This is a genomic window from Methylocystis iwaonis (assembly GCF_027925385.1).
Classification (GTDB): domain Bacteria; phylum Pseudomonadota; class Alphaproteobacteria; order Rhizobiales; family Beijerinckiaceae; genus Methylocystis; species Methylocystis iwaonis.
In genome coordinates this window covers 1971722-1991077 of sequence record NZ_AP027142.1, presented here as the reverse complement: position 1 = coordinate 1991077, position 19356 = coordinate 1971722, and the positions used below count along the sequence as shown (strand labels likewise).

Here is a 19356-nt window from a genome sequence, read left to right as displayed (position 1 = left end):
GCAGCGAAGCAATCCAGAGCCCCGTCCCTGCCCTGGATTGCCGCGTCGCTTCGCTCCTCGCAATGACGATCGCGCGACAATTGCCCTCGCCTCCCACCTCGCCGGCTACGCGATCCAAGTTCGAAAAGACCACTGCTCTGCCAGGCAGGCGTCTAGTTCACCAGGAATGGCGAGGACCGGTGTGAGCGCTCTTATCGTCGCACTCATCATGGTTTGCGTCGGCGGAATTTGCATGCGCCGCGCCCTGTCTCGCGCCTGGCGCCCGGACGAGCAAGAACGCTGGGCTTTCCTGCTCTTTTGCGGACTCTTCGGCGCCGGGAGCGTCATTCAGGGCTTGGCGACGAGCAGCGACGCGCCACTGCTTTCGGTGCGGGTCTTCGCCGGTCTTCTGCTTCTGGCGAGCGCCGGTATCGCGATTAAACGCGGTAACTAACCTCTGCGGCTGTCTGCCTTAGCGGCTGCCGCGCTCGCCAAAATACGGAGGCTCCGGCGGGCAGTCGGGCGTCGCGCACCTCGGCTTGTAGGCATAAGGGATCATCGCGACGATAAACATCGCGACGCCCAGGACGATGATCGCAAGTCTGTAATTCATGGCGGCCCTCTTCGTGATCTGTTTGGGCCCAGGGCGCCTTTGCGTCCGTGACAATGTCGCTCAATCGCCGGGCGAGCGTCCGCCTGCCTTTGGCCAGCGTCCATCAGCCACGTCATGCCCGCGCTTGTCGCGGGCATCCACGCCAGGACATTGCGACACGCGAGGAAAAGAAACGGCGTTGTTCCGCTCATCTTTTTAGGCTTTTCCGCGTGCGCGGCGTGGATGGCCGCGACAAGCGCGGCCATGACGTCGGGATAATCCGAATTCGGAGCCCTGCGTCAGCGTCGCCTTCAGTGACGGCGCCGCAGACGGCAATTTGAATTTAGGCAGGGTTGATTACGGCCAGCGCCCACCGATTTCCCCTCGCATGCTTGTCGGGAAAGCGCAGGCGAGAAATGGCCCGTATCCAGTTTTACAAATTAGCGATTGGCGGTGGCGTTGGGCGCCTCGTGGGGAGCGTCTCCATGCCGCCATTCGCCGATGAACCGGCGTTCGTTGCATGGGCGCAGGAGGAGCTTCCTGACAGACGCGCAAGCCCCAATATCTGGGAATGGCCCGAAGCGGTTCGCGCGATTGACGAATCCGGGGCCGAGCTATTCCGCTGGACCATCTGGATCAGATCCAAGCTGGGAAGCCGCTTACCAAAGCGAATTGAACTAGAAACGGGTCAGGACGAGCGCCGCACCGTCTTGATCGCCGCCATCGGCTGTCCCGAGCGCTCGGCGATCTCCCGGTCCTGCGCTTCGAGGGCTGCGCGCGCGGGCGCGTCGCCGTCGAGCCCGCCGAGAATTTCCTTCGGAACGCGGCGATTGGAGCGCTGGCTGCCGTCTTCATAGATCACATCGAAAAGGACGAATTCGCTCTTCGAAGCCGGTTTACGAGCCATGGCTGAGCTCTCCTTTGGTGCAATTAGCGCGCTTTCTCATCGCTCGCATGTTTCCATGCGAGCGGAAAGCGCGCTAGCAGCCGGCCACGACCGTGGCCGGCGTGAGCGTCAATTGGCCTGGGCTGCGGGCGCAGGCGCCGCCGGACGCGGCTTCGTGGGGCGGGCCTTGCTCTTGGGCGCCGGCAGGAGCCCCTCGCGCTGCGCCTGCTTGCGGGCAAGCTTGCGGGAGCGGCGAACGGCTTCCGCCTTCTCTCTCGCGCGCTTCTCCGAAGGCTTTTCGTAAGCGCGGCGCAGCTTCATTTCCCGAAACACGCCTTCGCGCTGCAACTTCTTCTTGAGCACACGAAGCGCTTGATCGACATTGTTGTCGCGAACCAGAACCTGCACGAGTTCTCCGATCTGAAAGTGAGGGACGGCCCCCCTACTGAGACGCCACATGACGCGCCCCGATGCTCCGGCATCGAAGCGAAAGCTGCGAGAACTCGGATATCGGGAAGATCTCAGGGTAGGGACTTCACGTTCGACCGCCGAACGACCCTGTCCCCTCTCCTGTATGGTACTGCGCCGGCGAGCGCCAGTCTAACAGCGCCTAACCGGGATAATTGGCGGCGTTTTCCCGGCGCCCGCTCATTTTGGGCCGGTCGCACGCCACCCAGGCCGGGGACCGCCGTTGGCGAGAGCGTGCAAAGACCGCGGTTGCGCGAATGATCAAAGCGTGCTCCAAAAGGGCAAAGCCTAAAATGGCCTTGACCAGCATGCGGCTGCGCCGCAATTTCCTGGTTTTCCGCGCCCCTGACGCTCTTGTCACCGCAGACTGACGGTGATTCGCCCCTATCCGCGCACGACAGAAGCGCCCTGTCGGCGAGACACTCAACTTTCCAGGCCCCTCACGCAATGACTTTCTTCGACGCGAGCCCCGCGCTCGCCCGTGCGCTCGAAGAGCGCAACTACACAGCGGCCACGCCCGTTCAGGCCGCGGTCCTGGCGCAGGCGCGCAGCGGCGACATGCTCGTGTCGGCGCAGACCGGCTCGGGCAAGACGGTCGCCTATGGATTGGCCATCGCCCCCACGATTCTCGGCGACACCGGGCAGATCGCCGACGCGCGCGCGCCCATCGCGCTCATTGTCGCGCCGACGCGCGAGCTCGCGCTTCAGGTCGAGCGCGAGTTGAGCTGGCTCTACAAATATGCGGGAGCGCGCATCGTCGCTTGCGTCGGCGGCATGGATGCGCGCCTCGAAAGACGCAAGCTGTCGGAGGGCGCCCATATCGTCGTCGGGACGCCGGGACGTCTGCGCGATCACATCGAGCGCGGCGGATTGAATGCGTCGATGCTCAAGGCGGTCGTACTCGACGAAGCCGATGAAATGCTCGACCTCGGATTTCGCGAGGACCTCGAGTTCATCCTGGAAGCGTCGCCTGTCGAGCGACGCACCTTGATGTTCTCGGCCACCATGCCGAAAGGCATCGCCGCGCTCGCCCGGCGCTATCAGCGCGACGCGCAGCGGATCGACGTCGCCGGCGGTTCGCGCGGCCACTCCGACATCGAATACAGGGCGATCCGCGTGGCGCCGCACGAGACGGAGCTGGTGACCGTCAATCTCTTGCGCTACTTTGAGGCGCCGACCGCGATCGTCTTTTGCAACACGCGCGAGTCGGTCAGGCATTTACACGCAACCTTGCTCGAGCGCGGGTTTTCAGCGGCGCTTTTGTCGGGCGAACTCAGCCAGCACGAGCGAAACCACTCGATGCAGGCGCTACGCGACGGGCGGGCGCGCGTCTGTGTCGCCACGGATGTGGCGGCGCGCGGCATCGACCTGCCGAATCTGGATTTGGTGATCCACGCAGACCTTCCGCACGACGTCGAAGCCCTGCAACATCGCAGCGGGCGCACCGGCCGCGCCGGCCGCAAGGGCGTCAGCGCGCTTCTCATCCCCGCCTCGCGGCGCCGACGCGCCGAGCGGCTACTGGCCGACGCGGGCGTGGGAGCGCATTGGAGCGGGCCGCCAACCGCCCAGCAAATCCTGGATTTGGACCAGGACCGGATGCTGAAGGATCCGCTTCTGACGGAAACTCCAACGGAAGACGACTTTCACATGGCGGAATTGCTTCTCGCCGAACGTACGCCGGAGCAGATCGGCGCGGCGCTGGTCCGACTCTACCGCTCCCGTCTTCCGTCGATCGAGGAGGTCGTGGATCCCGGGGAGGAACCTGCCCGCCGCGATACGCGCAGCAAGCCGCGTCTCTCCGCCACTCAAATGTGTGAAGAGGCGCGCAAACGCCCGCCTTCGGTCAGCCTGTCCGAACCCGGCGTGTGGTTCCGCCTCGATATCGGCCGCAAGAAGAACGCCGATCCGAAATGGCTGTTGCCGATGCTCTGCCGGAAAGGCGACGTTGCAAGGCAGGATATTGGCGTCATTCGTATTTTCGACCATGAAACGAAAGTCGAAATCTCGTCGCGCGCGGCGGCGCAATTCGCCGCGAACATGCGCCGTCCTGGCGGCGACAATATTCGCGTCGAGAGATTGAGTGGTTCGTCTGAGGGCAAGTCGCGCAATGACGCGACGCCCAAAAGGCAAAAAGAACCAAGAAGCAAAAGTCAAAAAACTGGTCAGAACCGAACGCGGTGACAATCGGACCGGCGGAGAATCGACTGCCCGCTCTTGAGCATCTTTTAATAACCAATCGGATACTTATCTTTGGCTGCATGGCCGATATTTGGCTTGGAAGCGCCGGAACGGGGCGAGACGCCCGGAGCGTCTTCCGGTTCGGGCTTACACAGGAACAGGAGAAACGAGTGGCTAGAGTGACAAACAAGCGGTCGTCTTATCTTTACGGCTTCAACGAGTATCGCCGCGGCGATGCGTTCATTTATCTCGGCGTTCCATTCGAGCGCGTGCGCAACGCGGCCAAAATGTACGGCTCTCGCAATAAAATGCGCTTCGAGATCACCGAGACAAAAAAAGGCGCGAGGGTCGAGCGCATCGCCTAACGCGCCTGTCTGAAGGCGGCGCATCAAAAGTTGGACAGATTTGGCATCAAGCGTCGGCTGAGTTGCTTCGACACAGCGGCGAGCAGGCGCTTTATCTGCAATCGATCGTGTGCGCTCATACGAATATCGCTTGGCGCGATGCGCAGATCCGCCAGCAGCGCCGCTGCTAGCCGATTGCCTGCAAAGCGGGTAATCGCGTAGCGTCGAGCCATAGCAAACGCCTGGAAGTGGCGCAGCAATCATGCTCGATCGAATGCTGTGGCCATTCGATACTCCCGCTCTTGCGACGCGCGCGAGGGCGCCATCGGCCTTGCCCTGGGAAGTTCAACAAACAGGCCCCGAAGCAGCGCGCAACGGGGCCGGCGTATTTCCGTAAATAAAGTGACGGTGCGCCGATCGCCGCGCGTCTACTTGCCCATGCGCCTACTTGCCCATGCGTCTACTTGCCCATCATGACCGCCATCGCGTCCTTGATGTCCTCGACGGTCACGAAGCCTTTGCGACCCTTGTCGATCTTCTCGAAATTTGCCGAAACGCGCGGCATGCCGGCCTTGGCCTCTTCCGCGGTGAGCTTGCCGTCGCCGTCCTTATCGGCGGCGGCGAATTTGCTCTCCATGGCGGCGAGCTGTGCGGCGTTCTGCGCCTGCGCGGCGCCCAGTCCGATAAAGATCGTCGCACCAACGGCCATTGACAGGCCGGCGTATCCTTTCCTCATCTCGTCATTCCTCCCTAACGCCCAGATTCAAAAGCTGGAGCGCATTCCTTTCGCAAGAGTCTACCAACTTTTGCGGAATGCGCTCTAGCGGCGATGAACGAGCGAGTGTCGCGCATGGCCGCCACGGCGTCAAAAAGGGGCCGATTCGCGCCCGGAGGCGCTTTTGGCCGATCGGAAAAAGCGCGCAGGGCGTTTGAGACGCCAACGGCGCCGCCCGCCGGGCACGGCGCCCGCGTTCGACGAAAGCCATGAAAATCCAGGGTGAAAGGCCACTCGTCGGCTGGCGGCGGCAAGGGCCTGAAACCGCTTGGCGTCCACAAACAAAGTCTCAGAATTGCTACGATCCTCCAATACACGTATCTGTGAGGCTGCTTGACACGGCAGCATGAGCACAGCGATTTTTTGGGAGGAACGCATCGAATGGCGCGTGTTTTATCGACCATTGTGACGGCTCTCGTCGCAGGCGCGATCGGCTTCGGCCTCGGCGTCTATGCGGCGCCGAGCGAGGGCGTCGCCTCTCTGAGGGCGGCGATCGAGAAATTGACGGCGCCGAAGACCGAAGAGGCGCCTGCTGGAACGGCCCCTGCGGAGCCCGCCGCGGCGGAGGAAGCGCCGAAGGAGTCGGACGTTTCGACCGCCCCCGCGGCCGAGTCCGCCCCCGCCGAGACGCCGGCGGCCGTCGAGGCGCCCGCGCCGCAGGAGCCGCAGCCTGCTCCCGCCGCTGCCGAGACCTTTACCCCCGCGCCCCTTCCCGCGCCTGCCGCCGCGCCGCTTCAAAGCGAGCCGGCCGCCGCCGAGGCGCCCGCGCCGGAAGCCGCTCCTAAAGCCGAGGCGAAGCCGAAACCCAAGCCGAAGCCCAAGCCCAAGCCCAAGCCGAAGGCCAAGCCCAAATCGGCTCCCGCCGACGCGCCGGCCGAGGCACCCGCGCCGCAGCAGTAATCGGCTAAAAATATTTTCGGCCGGCGCCCAGCGCCGGCCGTTTTGCCAAGCTTGTCGGAAGCAGCCTGAACCGCGCGCGGCTTACGCGCCCCTGCGAAACTTCGGCGACCGGCAGGTGACGTTCAATTCATCGAACGATCATCGCAGCTCCACAAAACTCTCATGGCTCTCTCACATGACGCCGCTAGCAATCTGGCGATGCGGTGCGATCGCGCGCTTTCTGGGCACCCGGAAATCGCGCCATTCCAACAATCGGGGGAATGTCATGGCGAATGAGACGACGCGGAACGCCGGAGCCGGTTCGGCGGAAAAGAAAGAAAGCTACACGGGCAAGATCGCCGGCGGCCTGGTCGGCGCCGTAATTGGCGGCGCAATCGGCGCCATCCTGCTCGGCGCTTACGCCGTCCTCCCGATCGCCGTCATGGTCGGCGTCGTCGGCGTGGGACTTGGCTCGGTCTTCGACTGAAAACAGTCGGAGGGCGTTTTCAGGCGTAAGCATTTGAGCGCGTGTTGCTCGAAAAATAACTTATCGTTTTCTGCGCGTAATCGCCTACTTGAGGCCTCGCTCCCGCGGCGGGGCCTTTTTTGTCCGGCCATGGACCGCGAGCCTTCAGGCTCGCTCGAGGAAATGCGAGCCTGAAGGCTCGCGGTCCTGCCACTTGACGCCGGGAGAAAATGTCTAGAACATTAGGAGAACAAAAATCTCCGTCCACGCCATGCCGCCGCCCCGTTACGCAGAGCTTGCGACCACCACCAATTTCTCCTTCCTGCGCGGCGCGTCGCATCCGGAAGAGATGGCGGCGACGGCGTTGGCGCTCGGGCATTGCGGCATTGGCGTCGCCGACCGCAATTCGCTCGCGGGCGTGGTGCGCGCCTTCGCCTATTTGCGGGCACATCAGGAAAGCATCGGGGATTTTCGCCTTGCGGTCGGCGTGCGGCTCGTTTTTCGCGACGAGACGCCGGACATTCTCTGCTACCCCAAGGACCGCGCCGCCTATGGGCGCCTGTGCCGGCTGCTGACGCGCGGCAATATGCGAACCGAGAAGGGCGACTGCGCGCTTTTTCTCGCCGATCTTCTCGACTTCGCCGAAGACCAGCACTTCATCCTCATGGAGAATGGCGCGCCGCCCCCCGCCCTGTTGGAGGCGGCGCGGGGCCGCGTCTGGCTGGCGGCGACCGCCCTTTTCGGCCCGCGCCCGCGCGCGCGGCTGCTCGGCCGCATCGAGCTTGCGCAAAATCTCGGCCTGCCGCTCGTCGCGGTGAATGACGCGCATATGCATGTCGTGGAGCGCCGCCCGCTCGCCGACGCGCTGACCTGCATCCGGGAGAAGACGACGCTCGACGAAGCTGGTTTTCTCCTCGTCGCCAACGGAGAGCGGCATTTGAAAAGCGCCGCCGAAATGGCGCGGCTCTTCATTGACGCGCCAGGCGCCGTCGACGAAAGCGCGCGCTTTCTGCAAAGGCTCGACTTCCGCCTCACCGATCTCGCTTACGAATATCCCAGCGAATTGCGCGAGGGCTTTGCAAGCGAGCAGGAAGCGCTCGAAGCGCTCTCGCGCGACGGCGCAAAGGCGCGCTACCCGCAAGGCGTTCCCGATCATGTCTCGGCATTGCTCGAACGCGAGTTGAGGCTCGTCGCCGAGTTGAAATACGCAGCCTATTTCCTCACCGTGCACGACATCATGCGCTTCGCGCGAAGCAAGGGAATCCTCGCGCAGGGGCGCGGTTCGGCGGCCAATTCCGTGATCTGCTTTTGTCTCGGCGTCACGGAAGTCGATCCAACGAAGCACGACCTGCTCTTCGAGCGCTTCGTTTCCGCCGCGCGCAACGAGCCGCCCGACATCGACGTCGATTTCGAGCACGAACGGCGCGAGGAAGTGATCCAATATATCTACAGCCGCTTCGGCCGCGAGCGCGCGGGGCTCGCCGCCGCCGTCACCACCTATCGCGGCAAGAGCGCTATTCGCGAGATCGGCAAGGCTTTCGGCCTGTCGAATGATCTCGTCGGCCGCCTGTCGTCGGCGGCCTTCGGGCGCGGCAGCGAGCGCGGTAAGCGCGGAGAGGATATTACGAAACTCGGCCTCGACGCATCCGAGCCGCGCTTCGCCAAGGCGCTGGCGCTCGCCGAGGAGATCGAAGGCTTTCCGCGTCATCTGACGCAACATTCCGGCGGCTTCGTCATCACGCGCGAGCGCCTCGATGAAGTCGTCCCCGTGGCGCCCGCCGCCATGGAGGGCCGCAGTACGATCGAATGGGACAAGGACGATCTCGATGCGCTGGGCCTGCTCAAGATCGACGTGCTGGCGCTCGGCATGCTCACCTGCCTGCGCAAGGGGCTCGATCTTCTCGCGCAGCATTACGGGATCGCGCATCGCCTCTCGTCGATCCCCGCCGAAGACGAGCGTGTCTACGCCATGATCTCGCGCGCCGATACTGTGGGCGTCTTCCAGATCGAAAGCCGCGCGCAAATGTCCATGCTGCCGCGGCTCAGGCCCGCTTGCTTTTACGATCTCGTCATCGAGGTCGCGATCGTGCGCCCCGGCCCCATTCAGGGCGACATGGTGCACCCCTATCTGCGCCGCCGCATGGGCAAGGAGCCGGTCTCCTATCCTTCCAAAGAGCTCGAGCAGGTGCTCGGCAAAACCCATGGCGTGCCGCTGTTTCAGGAGCAGGCGATGCGCATCGCCATTGTCGCGGCGGGCTTCACGCCCTCGGAAGCCGACCAGCTTCGCCGCGCCATGGCGACCTTCAAACGCGCCGGCCTCATCGGCGGCTTTCGCGACAAGATGATCTCCGGCATGACGCAGAAGGGCTATGCGCGGGAGTTCGCCGAGCGCTGCTTCAGCCAGATCGAGGGCTTCGGCACTTACGGCTTTCCGGAAAGCCATGCGGCCTCTTTCGCGCTGCTCGTCTACGCCTCGGCCTGGCTCAAATGCCGCTACCCGGACGTCTTCGCCTGCGCCTTGCTGAATTCGCAGCCCATGGGTTTCTACGCCCCCGCGCAGATCGTGCGCGACGCCAAGGAGCATGGGGTCGAGGTGCGCGAGGTGGATATTAATGCGTCGGATTGGGATGCGACGTTGGAGGCGGGTGAATCCCAAGGAGCAAATGACGGTCAGGGGAGCATGGCGACCAATACCTCCCCTTTACGGGGAGGTCGGCGGCCGCAGGCCGCCGGGTGGGGTTCGAGCCGCAACGACGCTGATGGGGCCTTACCCCACCCGTCGCAGCTTCGCTGCGCCACCCTCCCCGTAAAGGGGAGGGATGAACTCACCCCCAGCGTCCGTCATTCCCCCAAGTCTCTCCACCCCCGCCACGCCGAGATGGAAGGCGACATTATCGGCGACCGCGCCATCCGCCTCGGCTTCCGCCAGATCAGGGGCGTCGCGGAGGAAGACATGCGCCGTCTCGTCGCGCGGCGTGGCAAGGGCTACGATTCCGTTCGTGACGTCTGGCTGCGCGCGGAACTCTCCCCGGCGGCGATCCAACGCCTCGCCGAAGCCGACGCCTTCGCCTCTCTCGGCCTCTCGCGCCGCGATGCGCTCTGGGCGGCGGCGGGGCTCAATCGCGTCGGCGACAAGGACGATCTGCCGCTTCTGCGCGCGCTCTCTTTCACGCCGCTGGAGCCCGACGCGCATCTGCCGCCCATGCCGCCGGGAGAGGAAATCGTCGAGGATTATCGTTTCCTCTCCCTCTCGCTCAAAGGCCATCCCGTGGCCTTCCTGCGCTCCCGGCTGGAGGCGCGCGGCGCCCTGCCCTGCGAGGCGCTCTCGCGCTTCCCCGACGGCGACGGGCGGCGGGTCACGGTCGGAGGGCTCGTGCTGCTGCGGCAGCGGCCGGGCACGGCCAAGGGCGTTGTCTTCATGACGATCGAGGATGAGACGGGCCAGGCCAATATCATCGTCTGGCCGAAGCTTCTGGAGCGCCAGCGCGCCGAGATCATCGGCGCCCGCTATGTCGCCGTCACCGGCCGGCTGCAGAAGGAATCGGGCGTGATCCATGTGGTCGCGCAGCGCGTCGACGACCTCTCCGCCGATCTGCGCCTCCTGGAGGCGATGCGCGTCTCGAAAGGCGAGGCGATGCCCAAGGCCCGCAACTTCCACTGAAACGCAAGCGAAACCTTTTCACATTAAAAGCATTATCACTCGGCTGCTTGGCCGAAAACCAAAACAAATTTCGAAGGGAGTATTCGAATGCGACTCAACAAAAGCCTCGCTCTTGCTGCTATCTCTTTGTCTCTCGTCGCGGGCGCCGCCTCGGCTGCGCCCGTCACAAGCCCCGTCAATGTGCGGTCAGGCCCGAGCCCGAAATGGCCCGTCATCGCCACCATCCCGGCCGGCGCCGATGTGCAGGTCCTGCAATGCGGGGGCGGCTGGAAGCGCGACTGGTGCAAGGTCTCCTTCGGGCAAATCAGCGGCTATATCGCGGCGGGCGTGCTCGCGCCGTCCGGCAATAATGTCGAGATCGCGCCGGTCGTCACCTCGGAGCTCGCCAATCTCTATAAGGGCCCGGGCATGAAATATAAGGTCATCGGCGCGGTGCCGGGCGGTTCGAGAGTCAATAAGGGCGCCTGCTATGCGGGCTGGCAGGCGAACTGGTGCCAGGTCAATTACAACGGCACGGTCGGCTATATGATGGAAAGCCTGCTGCAGCGCGAAGGCGCCCTCTTCCCGATGTGAGCCGGGCGGCATCCGCCTTTTGAAAGACTGGCGCGAAACTTCTATCTTCCCCCCGATCCAGGGAGAAAGATGATGAACGCGCCAGTCGAACATGCCGCCGAGCGCGTCTCTGCGCTGCTGCGCCGCGTCGTCGCGCCGAACGGCGGGCCTTTCACCTATAAGGGAACCTGCAGCTATATCGTCGGGCACGGCGAGGTCGCCATTATCGACCCCGGCCCCGCCGATCCGCGCCACCTCGACGCCCTGCGCGCCGCGATCACGGGCGAGCGGCTGAAATATATTCTCGTCACCCACACGCATCGCGACCATTCGCCCGCCGCCCGCGCCTTGAAGGAAGCGACCGGCGCGACGATCGCCGGCTGCGCGCCCTATACCCCCTCGCCCAACATCGCCATCGTCGGCCCCGGCCTCGACGCCTCGCATGACGCGGCCTATGCGCCCGATCTCATTCTCAGAGAGGGCGACCGTCTCGATCTTCCCGACGCGACGATCGAAACGCTGGAGACGCCCGGCCATACGGCGAACCATCTCTGCTTCGCCCTGCTGGAGGAGAAAGCGCTTTTCACCGGCGACCATATCATGGGGTGGTCGACCACGGTGGTGGCGCCGCCGGACGGCTCCATGGCCGATTACATGGAATCGCTCGAAAATCTGCGGCTGCGCGACGATCGCATTTTCTGGCCGGGCCATGGCGAGCCGGTGCGCGATCCCACCCGCTATCTGCGCGCCCTCGTCCACCACCGCCACGCCCGTGAGGCGGCGATCCTCCAACGCCTGGCCGAGGGCGACGACACCATCCCCCAGATGGTCGCGCGCCTTTATGAGGGCGTCGACAAGCGACTCCACGGCGCCGCTGCCATGAATGTCTTCGCGCATTTGGAGGATTTGGTCGGGCGCGGATTGGTCGAAAGCGAGGGCCCGCCGCGACCTGCGGGACGATATTCGCTCAGGTGACACGAGATCCGCTTGATTGGTCGAGCGTCGTTCGGACACACAGGAATCACCGCCGTCATTGCGAGGAGGCGGAGCCGACGAAGCAATCCAGGGCCGCATCGCCGCCCTGGATTGCTTCGCTTCGCTCGCAATGACGGGCGTTGAGCAAAACCGGCGCTCTTGTGGCTCTGGATTCCCGGTCGGGCTTTCAATGACACGCGCCCGATGCGAGCTGTTCAAACGGAAATGGTAGGAGCGGACTACGGCGTCTCGCCTTCCGGGAGCAATATCACCACCTCGTTCTTGTGCACGCGTCCGAGGCTCTTGCGCGTTTCCTCGTCGAGAATATCGGCGTCGATATTCTCTCCCTTGATAAGCGCGATTCTGGCTTCCCATTGCATGCGCTGCAGCTTCAGCATGTCGCGTTCGAGGCGGAGCTGCGCGAGCTTCTGCTCATATTCTTCGCCGGTCTTGAGACCGCGCTGGCCGTGGACGCCATGCCAGACAAAATAGCTCGCGACCGCGCCGGCCGCACAAAACAGCGTGACGGGCAAGATCAGCGAGCGAAGAAACAGGCGGAGTCGGTGCATGAGCAAAACGCTAGCGCCGACTCCTATCGTTATCGTTAACGGGCCGTCAAAGCCGGGCCCGCTTTATCGGCGCCCGCCTCTCGCCACGCGCTCGATCTCGGCGCGCACCAGCCGCTCGACGATGACCGGAAGATTGTCGTCGAGCCATTGCTTGAGCATCGGGCGCAGCATCTCCTGCGCATATTTCTGAAGGAGGCCGCTGTCGTTGAGGATCATGCTCGCAGCGAGCGTCTGGAATTGCGAAGCGACCGAGGAGGCGGCCTCGGCCGAGACCAACGGCGCGTCTTCGGCTTCATATTCGACGAGGTCGGCGCTGTCGTCGTCGACGTCGTCCGCCGGGGCTTCGGGGGCGAAATCCACCGGCTCGGAAAGCTCCGGCTCCTCGAGATAATCGTCTTCTTCTTCCGCGTCCGTCTCCTCGACCAGTTGGACGGGTTCCGGCGCGCGGTTCAGACGCAGCGGCAGCGATCTGATCTTGGCCGCGGAAGCGAGATGCGGCTCTTCTTCGGCGGCAGGCGCCGGCTGCAGGGCGGCTTCCGGCGCAACAGCCTCCGGGACGAGAGCGGCGGATTGCTCTGCGATGGCGCGCTCGGCGTCGCGGCGGCGGCGCTCGTCACGCTCGCGCCGCGCGCCCGGAAGCGTGTCGTCGTCGGCGATGATGCGGCGGATGGAAGCGAGAATTTCCTCCATCGACGGCTCGTGCGCGCGCATCTCTTCATGGATTGAGGGCGACGGGGCGGAAGCGTTCGCTGCGCTCATGGAGTGCTTTCTCGAAATGGTTAGCGTTGTGTTCTAGGACGCAAAGGTCGATTAATCAGTGACCCTCGCCCGCCTCCGAATCAACACGGCGTTACCGAATTCCACACCTTTCGGGTCACGCTGTCACCATTTCAGATCATCGCCCGTCCGGCGTGTCCGTTCCGATCCACTTCAATTTGACTTGTTCGTAGTGGACGCCAGGGTCGTAAAGCGCCACGTCGAGATTGATCTCCTGCGCCGACAAACGGCCAATGGAGCCGAGCGCGGCGTAAGACGCCACCACGCGATCACGCTGCGAAATCACCAGCCCCACGCGCGCATTGAGCAACGCCTGCTGGGCGTTGAGCACGTCGAGCGTCGTGCGCTGGCCGACCTTCGCCTCCTCGCGCACGCCGGAAAGCGCGGTCTCCGCCGCCTTTACAGCCGCCTGCTGCGAGATGATGGAGGCCTTCGCCGTCTCGAGCAATCCGTAGCTCGACACCACGCTAGCGCGCACGCTGTCGCGTTGCAGGTCCGCGTTCAAGCGCGCCTGGCCGAGCTGCTCCTTGGCCTGGCGGATCGAGGCGTATTCCGCGCCGCCCTGATAGAGCGGCACGTTGAGCTGGCCGGTCGCCGCCGCCGAAAACTGCCGCGATCCGGGAAAGCCGAGGAACGAGTCATATTGGTTCGAGACCTGCGCATTGACCGACAGGGTCGGCGACAGCGCGCTCTCCGCGACCTTCACGGCGAGCTCCGCCGCATCGACCTGATGCAGCGCCGAAACGACGCCCGGGTGCTCCGCGAGCGCGATGGCGATGGCCTCGTTCAGCGATTTGGGAAGGAGCGGCTCCAGCGAACGGCCGGGCTCGAGATGGCTCGGGTCATTGCCGATGAGCTGATGATAATTGGCGATGCTCGTCTTGAGCTGCGCTTGCGCAGCGTAGAGATCGGAGCGCGCCTGGGCGAGCGAGGCTTCGGCCTGCGCTACGTCGGTGCGCGTCACCTCGCCGACATCGAATCGGTCGCGGGTCTGCTTGAGCTGCTGTTCGAGAACCGAAATGTTGTTCTTGCGCAGATTCACCACCGCCGTGTCGCGCAGCACGTTCATATAGGCGGTGGCGCCGTTTTGCAGGATCGCCTGCTCGGTGAGACGCATCGTGGCGCGCGCGGCGAAGACGCCGGACTCGGCCTGGCGCATGGAGTTCGCGGTGCGTCCGCCGTCGAAGACATTCTGCGTGATGTTGAGCGTGGCGCCGCGCGGCCAGCCGACGAATTCGTCGCCGAAATATTGCCGCTGGCCGGTCGTCGTATTTCGCCCGCCGGGGATGCGCAGATTACCGTATTGGGGGCCGGCAGAGGCCTGGATGTTCGCTTTCGGCCGCATGCCGGCGGCGGCCTTGGGCGTCTCCTCGTCGCGCACGCGCACATTCGCGCGGCTCTGATTGAGATCTGGATTGCCGGCGTAAGCCCGCGCGAGCGCCGAGAGAAGCGATTCGGCCTGTGCGTCGCTGATCGAAGCCGAAATCAGCGCCGCCGCGATGAGGGCGCTCTGCGCAACAGTCGCAAGGCCCTGCCCCGGCGACCGTTTAGACGCCACATCCATACTGAACGCTCCTCATCACAATCCGGCTTCCGCCAGAAGCACGACAGCGAGAACGCCCTGCCCAGCAGGCGATTCTCCACAAGACGCGGCACAAGGAACGCAAGGTACGCGAAAAAGCTGAATGTAGACGCGTCAGAAGACGAAAGACGGCGCCTTCGCAAAACCCTCGAGAACCGGCGCATTCGCGCTGAGCAATGAGATTCGTCCGGCGAGCTGGCCGTCCTGACGCTCGAACCGCACAACATGCTGTCCGGCGCCCGTCTCCGGCGTCACGATCGCAAGAAGGCGGCCGTTCGGCGTCAACTGAGCGAAGAGCGTGTCGAGACCCGCCTCGACCGCGCCATGGACAAAGATGACGTCATAAGGCGCAGCGGCGGCGAAGCCCTGCTGATGCGGACCCGTCACGACGCGCGCATTGGCGGCGCCGAGCGCCGACAGGCCATCCTTGGCGCGCGCGGCGAGTTCCGGATCGGATTCGAGCGCGACCACCTCGCCGACAAGGCCGGCAAGAAGCGCCGCCGAATAGCCGGCGCCGCCGATGTCGAGCGCCCTCTCGCCCGGGCGGGGTTCGCCCCCTTGCAGGAGGCGGGCGAGAATGAGCGGCGGCAACAGCGTGCGCTTGTTTCCGCCAGCGCCGTTCACCGTGATGGCGAGGTCCGAATAGGCCAGCGGCGCCTGGCTCGCAGGCAGGAAGAGCTCTCTGGGAATCTCGATGAAGCGCGCGAGGAGCGGCACGTCCGTGACATCGAAGGGACGAAGCTGACGCTCGACCATCGTGCGGCGCAACGCAGCCGCCGCTTGTCCCTGCTCCGCATCCCGACGAACCGTCGCCACCGCTGCTTCCGACATTCAATTCCCGGCGTCAGGCCGGCCTCTAATTTCGCAAGATCGCCCGGCGCGAAAAGCCGGCGCGGGCTTTATAGGTTCAGCCTCACGCCATGTCCATGGCCGCAGCCGGCGCGGATTTCGCCGCTTTGCCTTCGGCCGGGGCCAAACCCGCCTCTCCGAGCGCGCGCATTTGAGCGAGCGAGGTGTTGTCGAGCACCTGAGCGATGGCGTCGCGCGCTTTGAGCATGACCAGGCGGACGGGGCAGCGACACTCGTCCGGACAGTCGTCGCATTTGCGATAAAGCCGCTTGCTGGCGCATTGAATCGGCGCGAGCGGCCCGTCGAGAACGCGCACGAGGTCGCCGACGGCGATCTGCTCCGGCAGGCGGGCGAGCATGTAGCCGCCGCCCTTCCCCTTCTTGGAATGGACAAAGCCCGCGTTGCGCAATTCGCTGAGGATGGCGTCCAAAAATTTCTTGGGGATTTGATTGCTGGCGGCAATATCCGCGACAAGGGCCGTCTGGCCCGGCTCAACCCCAGCGAGATAGGACATCGCCTTCAGTCCGTATTTTGCTTTTTTCGTGAGCATTCGACAGCTTACCACAGATTTCGCGCCAGGCGCGGCCCCCGCCGCGTCGGGAGGCTTACCCTATTCTCCCGCTCGGCGGCGCGACTAAATCACATATTCGACGCCTTTCATATAAGAGCTTGACGGCCTCCCTCCAGTCACTCTAGCTTTCAACTAGAACAGTAGACATTTGACGCGACAAACTTTTCCGACAATATACATTAGAAGATGGTGGCTCCCGTGTTTGCACGGGATGTGGATGTGAAATAGAAAGGAGCCCATCCCAATGGTCTCGGTCGCCGATGCGCTCCATGCCTTCAACCCTCTGTATTCGCTGTCAGGATTCGTCGTCGGCTCGCTCGTCGGGCTCACTGGCGTCGGCGGCGGATCCTTGATGACGCCGATCCTCGTGCTGCTTTTCGGCATTGCGCCGACGACGGCGGTGGGGACGGACCTGCTCTACGCCGCCGTCACCAAGAGCGGCGGCACGATCGTCCATGCGCGCAACGATACGGTCGATTGGCGCATTACGCGGCGGCTCGCCTGTGGCTCGGTTCCGACGACGATCGCGTCGCTCCTCCTGCTCTCCTGGCTCGGCAAGACGGCCGGCCATGCGGCGAACGGCCTCATCACATCGGCGCTCGGCGTCGCCTTGCTGCTGACCGCCGTGGCGATTCTCTTCCGTGGCTGGATCCTCAATTACATCGCGCGCCACACCGACAATCTGACCGACAGCCGCGCACGCTTTCTGACAATCGCGCTCGGCGCGTTCATTGGCGTGCTGGTCTCGGTCTCCTCGGTGGGCGCCGGCGCCGTCGGCATGACGGTGTTGCTCGCCCTTTACCCACGCATGCCGACGGTGCGCCTCGTTGGCTCCGATATTGCTCACGCGGTGCCATTGACGCTGGTCGCCGGCTTCGGGCATTGGCTGATGGGCGGCGTCGACTGGCTGTTGCTGTTCTCCCTGCTCGTGGGCTCGCTGCCCGGCATCTGGCTGGGAAGTCATCTGGCCGCTCGCGTTCCCGACCACTATTTGAGGCCCGCGCTTGCGACAATGATGGCGGCGGTGGGGGCCAAGCTGTCGATCTGAAACTCGTTCCGGAGCAAGACATGTCGAAAGACACGCCGTTCACGCCGCCCGCAAAGCCGGGCCGCGGCCGCATTTACGACTCCATCACCCAGACGATCGGCGACACGCCGCTCGTGCGGCTCGACCGACTGGCCAAAGAAAAAGGCGTGAAGGGCAACCTTCTGGCCAAGCTCGAATTCTTCAATCCGATCGCCAGCGTGAAGGACCGTATCGGCGTCGCCATGATCGACGCGCTGGAAAAGAGCGGGAAGATCACCCCCGGCCAATCCGTGCTCATCGAGCCGACCTCCGGCAATACGGGCATCGCGCTCGCCTTTGTCGCGGCGGCGCGCGGCTACCGGCTTATCCTCGTCATGCCGGAATCGATGTCGATCGAGCGGCGCAAGATGCTCGCATTGCTCGGCGCCGAGCTGGTGCTGACGCCCGCCGCCCAAGGCATGAAGGGCGCGCTCGCCAAGGCGTCGGAGCTCGCCGCCGAAACCCCCGGCGCGGTTATTCCGCAGCAGTTCGAAAACCCCGCGAACCCCGAGATTCACCGCGTCACCACGGCGCAGGAGATCTGGAACGACACCCAGGGCCACGTCGATTATTTTGTCTCGGGCGTGGGCACCGGCGGCACGATCACCGGCGTCGGCCAGGTGCTGAAGCAGCATAATCCGGCGCTGCGCGTGGTGGCGGTGGAGCCGGAGGATTCGGCGGTGCTCTCCGGCCGCCCGCCGGGACCGCACAAGATTCAGGGCATCGGCGCCGGCTTCGTGCCGCCGATCCTCGATCGCGGCGTCATCGACGAGATCGTCACCATCGGCAATCAGACCGCCTTCGACACCGCGCGCCTGCTCGCGCGCGTGGAGGGCATTCCGGTGGGCATTTCCTCGGGCGCGGCCGTGGCCGCGGCGCTGGAAATCGCCGGCCGTCCGGAGGCCGAGGGCAAGAATATCGTGCTGATCATCCCCTCCTTCGCCGAGCGCTATCTTTCCACGGCGCTGTTCGAGGGGCTGTAAGCAAACCTAGCTGCCTCGCCGTCATTGCGAGGAGCGTAGCGACGAAGCGATCCAGAGCAGCTATCACGGCCCTGGATTGCTTCGCACCGCTCGCGATGACGGACTAAACTCGAGCGATCCCTCTCCGGCCATCTCCTTCATTCGCGTTCGCCAAGTGAGCGGGCGCACGGAACTCTCTGGACGCCTGGCTACCATTGCGAATTGCGCAGTGGAATTGCGCGGTCAGGAGTTGGTTATGCGCAAATCATCTTCAGCTTTCTTTGCGGCGATCATCGCCACGGGGAGTCTCGCCCCGAACATTTCTCATGCCTCGGGCGCGCTCCCGCGCGCCTGGGCGTCGGCACAGTTCGGCGCCGACAGCGCGAGCTGCGGCGCCCTCACGAGCCCCTGCAAGACCTTCCAATATATGCACGACGCCATCGTCGCCGTCGGCGGGACGATTCTGGTGCGCGATCCGGGCGCCTATGGGCCGGTCGTGATCAAGAATGCGCTGTCGATCGTCAATGCGAACGTCGGCGACGCCAGCGTGTCGGTCTCCTCCGGCGACGCAATCGCCGTCCAGGCCCCGACGACGGCGTCGATTCTCATCAAGGGTCTCGTCATCGACGGGGGTGGAACCGCCACCAATGGCGTCAACGCCACGGGCTTCGGCAACATCGCCATCCAGGACTGCACGGTCATCGGGTTCAAGGGCAATGGCCTCGCCATCGTCCCGCAGGCGGGCCCTGGCCTCTTCGCTGTCGCCGAGACGCTCGTGCGCGACAACGGGACTGGCGTTCTCGTGCAGGGCAATATCGCAAACGCGCAGAATATGAACTATGTACAGCCGACCGGAACGCTGACGCGCGTGAAGGCGAACGCCAACGGGGTCGGCGTGCTCGCGACGAGCCTCGCCTATGTCGAAATCGACCAGGTCGACGCGACCGCGAACGCGACCACCGGTCTTTCGGTCACGAATAACGGCTTCATCTATCTCACGAAATCGACTGCCGTTGGAAACCCGACCGGCGTCAAAGTCTCAGGCGGTTTCGCCTCCACTTATGGCGACAACAGCTTCATCCGGAACGGCGTCAACGTCAGCGGATCGCTGACGGCAATCGCTCACAATTGAGCGCGACAGGCAACGCAAATCTCGCCGTCATTGCGAGGAGCGTAAGCGACGAAGCAATCCAGAGCCACATCACGGCCCTAGATTGCTTCGCTT

At 64.3% G+C, this 19356-nt stretch carries 21 protein-coding genes; 11 read left to right on the top strand and 10 right to left on the bottom strand.

Annotated elements, in window-relative coordinates; genetic code table 11:
- Nucleotides 1–232: 232 nt before the first annotated feature.
- Nucleotides 233–433: a hypothetical protein gene (locus QMG84_RS09570; protein ID WP_281927512.1), complete on the top strand. Its 201-nt coding sequence runs from the start codon at nucleotides 233–235 to the stop codon at nucleotides 431–433.
- A gap of 18 nt (nucleotides 434–451) precedes the next feature.
- Here the strand turns inward: QMG84_RS09570 and QMG84_RS09565 are convergent, their stop codons facing one another.
- From QMG84_RS09565 to rpsU, 3 genes are all read right to left on the bottom strand, one after another.
- A complete protein-coding gene (locus tag QMG84_RS09565) occupies nucleotides 452–592 on the bottom strand; it encodes a hypothetical protein (protein WP_281927511.1) in 141 nt (46 codons plus the stop codon).
- 667 nt (nucleotides 593–1259) lie between these two features.
- Nucleotides 1260–1478 carry a hypothetical protein gene (locus tag QMG84_RS09560; protein WP_202071641.1) on the bottom strand — a complete coding sequence of 73 codons (219 nt, stop codon included), beginning with the start codon at nucleotides 1476–1478 and terminating at the stop codon, nucleotides 1260–1262.
- A 108-nt stretch (nucleotides 1479–1586) separates the two neighbouring features.
- Nucleotides 1587–1865 carry a 30S ribosomal protein S21 gene (rpsU, locus tag QMG84_RS09555; RefSeq protein WP_281927510.1) on the bottom strand — a complete coding sequence of 93 codons (279 nt, stop codon included), beginning with the start codon at nucleotides 1863–1865 and terminating at the stop codon, nucleotides 1587–1589.
- Nucleotides 1866–2372: 507 nt separating this feature from the next.
- Between rpsU and QMG84_RS09550 the strand changes: the two genes are divergently transcribed.
- Both QMG84_RS09550 and QMG84_RS09545 read left to right on the top strand, forming a co-directional pair.
- Nucleotides 2373–4106, top strand: a complete 1734-nt coding sequence (locus tag QMG84_RS09550) for a DEAD/DEAH box helicase (RefSeq protein ID WP_281927508.1) — start codon at nucleotides 2373–2375, stop codon at nucleotides 4104–4106.
- A 167-nt stretch (nucleotides 4107–4273) separates the two neighbouring features.
- Nucleotides 4274–4468, top strand: coding sequence for a hypothetical protein (locus QMG84_RS09545; RefSeq protein ID WP_202071638.1), 195 nt, complete (start codon nucleotides 4274–4276; stop codon nucleotides 4466–4468).
- 23 nt (nucleotides 4469–4491) lie between these two features.
- Here the strand turns inward: QMG84_RS09545 and QMG84_RS09540 are convergent, their stop codons facing one another.
- Nucleotides 4492–4707, bottom strand: a complete 216-nt coding sequence (locus QMG84_RS09540; RefSeq protein ID WP_281927507.1) for a hypothetical protein — start codon at nucleotides 4705–4707, stop codon at nucleotides 4492–4494.
- Nucleotides 4708–4907: 200 nt separating this feature from the next.
- The gene (locus QMG84_RS09535) at nucleotides 4908–5183 is read right to left on the bottom strand and encodes an EF-hand domain-containing protein (protein WP_281927506.1); all 276 of its coding nucleotides are present in this window, start codon (nucleotides 5181–5183) and stop codon (nucleotides 4908–4910) included.
- Nucleotides 5184–5603: 420 nt separating this feature from the next.
- Between QMG84_RS09535 and QMG84_RS09530 the strand changes: the two genes are divergently transcribed.
- The 5 genes from QMG84_RS09530 (at nucleotide 5604) to QMG84_RS09510 (ending at nucleotide 11755) form a co-directional block, all read left to right on the top strand.
- Nucleotides 5604–6122: a hypothetical protein gene (locus QMG84_RS09530; RefSeq protein ID WP_281927504.1), complete on the top strand. Its 519-nt coding sequence runs from the start codon at nucleotides 5604–5606 to the stop codon at nucleotides 6120–6122.
- 265 nt (nucleotides 6123–6387) lie between these two features.
- Complete coding sequence (locus tag QMG84_RS09525) at nucleotides 6388–6588, top strand: hypothetical protein (RefSeq protein WP_281927502.1); 201 nt, start codon at nucleotides 6388–6390, stop codon at nucleotides 6586–6588.
- A 250-nt stretch (nucleotides 6589–6838) separates the two neighbouring features.
- Nucleotides 6839–10228: an error-prone DNA polymerase gene (locus QMG84_RS09520; RefSeq protein WP_281927501.1), complete on the top strand. Its 3390-nt coding sequence runs from the start codon at nucleotides 6839–6841 to the stop codon at nucleotides 10226–10228.
- Nucleotides 10229–10315: 87 nt separating this feature from the next.
- Entirely contained in the window at nucleotides 10316–10801 is a 486-nt protein-coding gene (locus QMG84_RS09515; protein ID WP_281927499.1) for an SH3 domain-containing protein, read from the top strand.
- Nucleotides 10802–10873: 72 nt separating this feature from the next.
- On the top strand, nucleotides 10874–11755 hold the full coding sequence (locus QMG84_RS09510) for an MBL fold metallo-hydrolase (protein WP_281931959.1): 882 nt from the start codon (nucleotides 10874–10876) through the stop codon (nucleotides 11753–11755).
- A 239-nt stretch (nucleotides 11756–11994) separates the two neighbouring features.
- Here QMG84_RS09510 and QMG84_RS09505 read toward each other — a convergent pair whose 3' ends face one another.
- The 5 genes from QMG84_RS09505 to QMG84_RS09485 all read right to left on the bottom strand — a co-directional run bounded on the left by QMG84_RS09505 (nucleotide 11995) and on the right by QMG84_RS09485 (nucleotide 16082).
- A complete protein-coding gene (locus QMG84_RS09505; RefSeq protein ID WP_202071630.1) occupies nucleotides 11995–12324 on the bottom strand; it encodes a septum formation initiator family protein in 330 nt (109 codons plus the stop codon).
- 63 nt (nucleotides 12325–12387) lie between these two features.
- A complete protein-coding gene (locus tag QMG84_RS09500) occupies nucleotides 12388–13014 on the bottom strand; it encodes a PopZ family protein (RefSeq protein ID WP_281927496.1) in 627 nt (208 codons plus the stop codon).
- 205 nt (nucleotides 13015–13219) lie between these two features.
- Nucleotides 13220–14665, bottom strand: coding sequence for a TolC family outer membrane protein (locus QMG84_RS09495; protein ID WP_202071628.1), 1446 nt, complete (start codon nucleotides 14663–14665; stop codon nucleotides 13220–13222).
- A gap of 132 nt (nucleotides 14666–14797) precedes the next feature.
- Nucleotides 14798–15514, bottom strand: coding sequence for a protein-L-isoaspartate O-methyltransferase family protein (locus QMG84_RS09490; RefSeq protein WP_281927493.1), 717 nt, complete (start codon nucleotides 15512–15514; stop codon nucleotides 14798–14800).
- Nucleotides 15515–15596: 82 nt separating this feature from the next.
- Nucleotides 15597–16082 carry an RrF2 family transcriptional regulator gene (locus tag QMG84_RS09485; RefSeq protein WP_281927492.1) on the bottom strand — a complete coding sequence of 162 codons (486 nt, stop codon included), beginning with the start codon at nucleotides 16080–16082 and terminating at the stop codon, nucleotides 15597–15599.
- A 265-nt stretch (nucleotides 16083–16347) separates the two neighbouring features.
- On the opposite strand from QMG84_RS09485, the gene QMG84_RS09480 reads away from it, so the two are divergent.
- From QMG84_RS09480 to QMG84_RS09470, 3 genes are all read left to right on the top strand, one after another.
- Nucleotides 16348–17151, top strand: coding sequence for a sulfite exporter TauE/SafE family protein (locus QMG84_RS09480; protein ID WP_281927489.1), 804 nt, complete (start codon nucleotides 16348–16350; stop codon nucleotides 17149–17151).
- A 20-nt stretch (nucleotides 17152–17171) separates the two neighbouring features.
- Nucleotides 17172–18152, top strand: coding sequence for a cysteine synthase A (gene cysK, locus QMG84_RS09475; RefSeq protein ID WP_202071624.1), 981 nt, complete (start codon nucleotides 17172–17174; stop codon nucleotides 18150–18152).
- 235 nt (nucleotides 18153–18387) lie between these two features.
- Complete coding sequence (locus QMG84_RS09470) at nucleotides 18388–19263, top strand: hypothetical protein (protein ID WP_281927487.1); 876 nt, start codon at nucleotides 18388–18390, stop codon at nucleotides 19261–19263.
- Nucleotides 19264–19356: the final 93 nt, after the last annotated feature.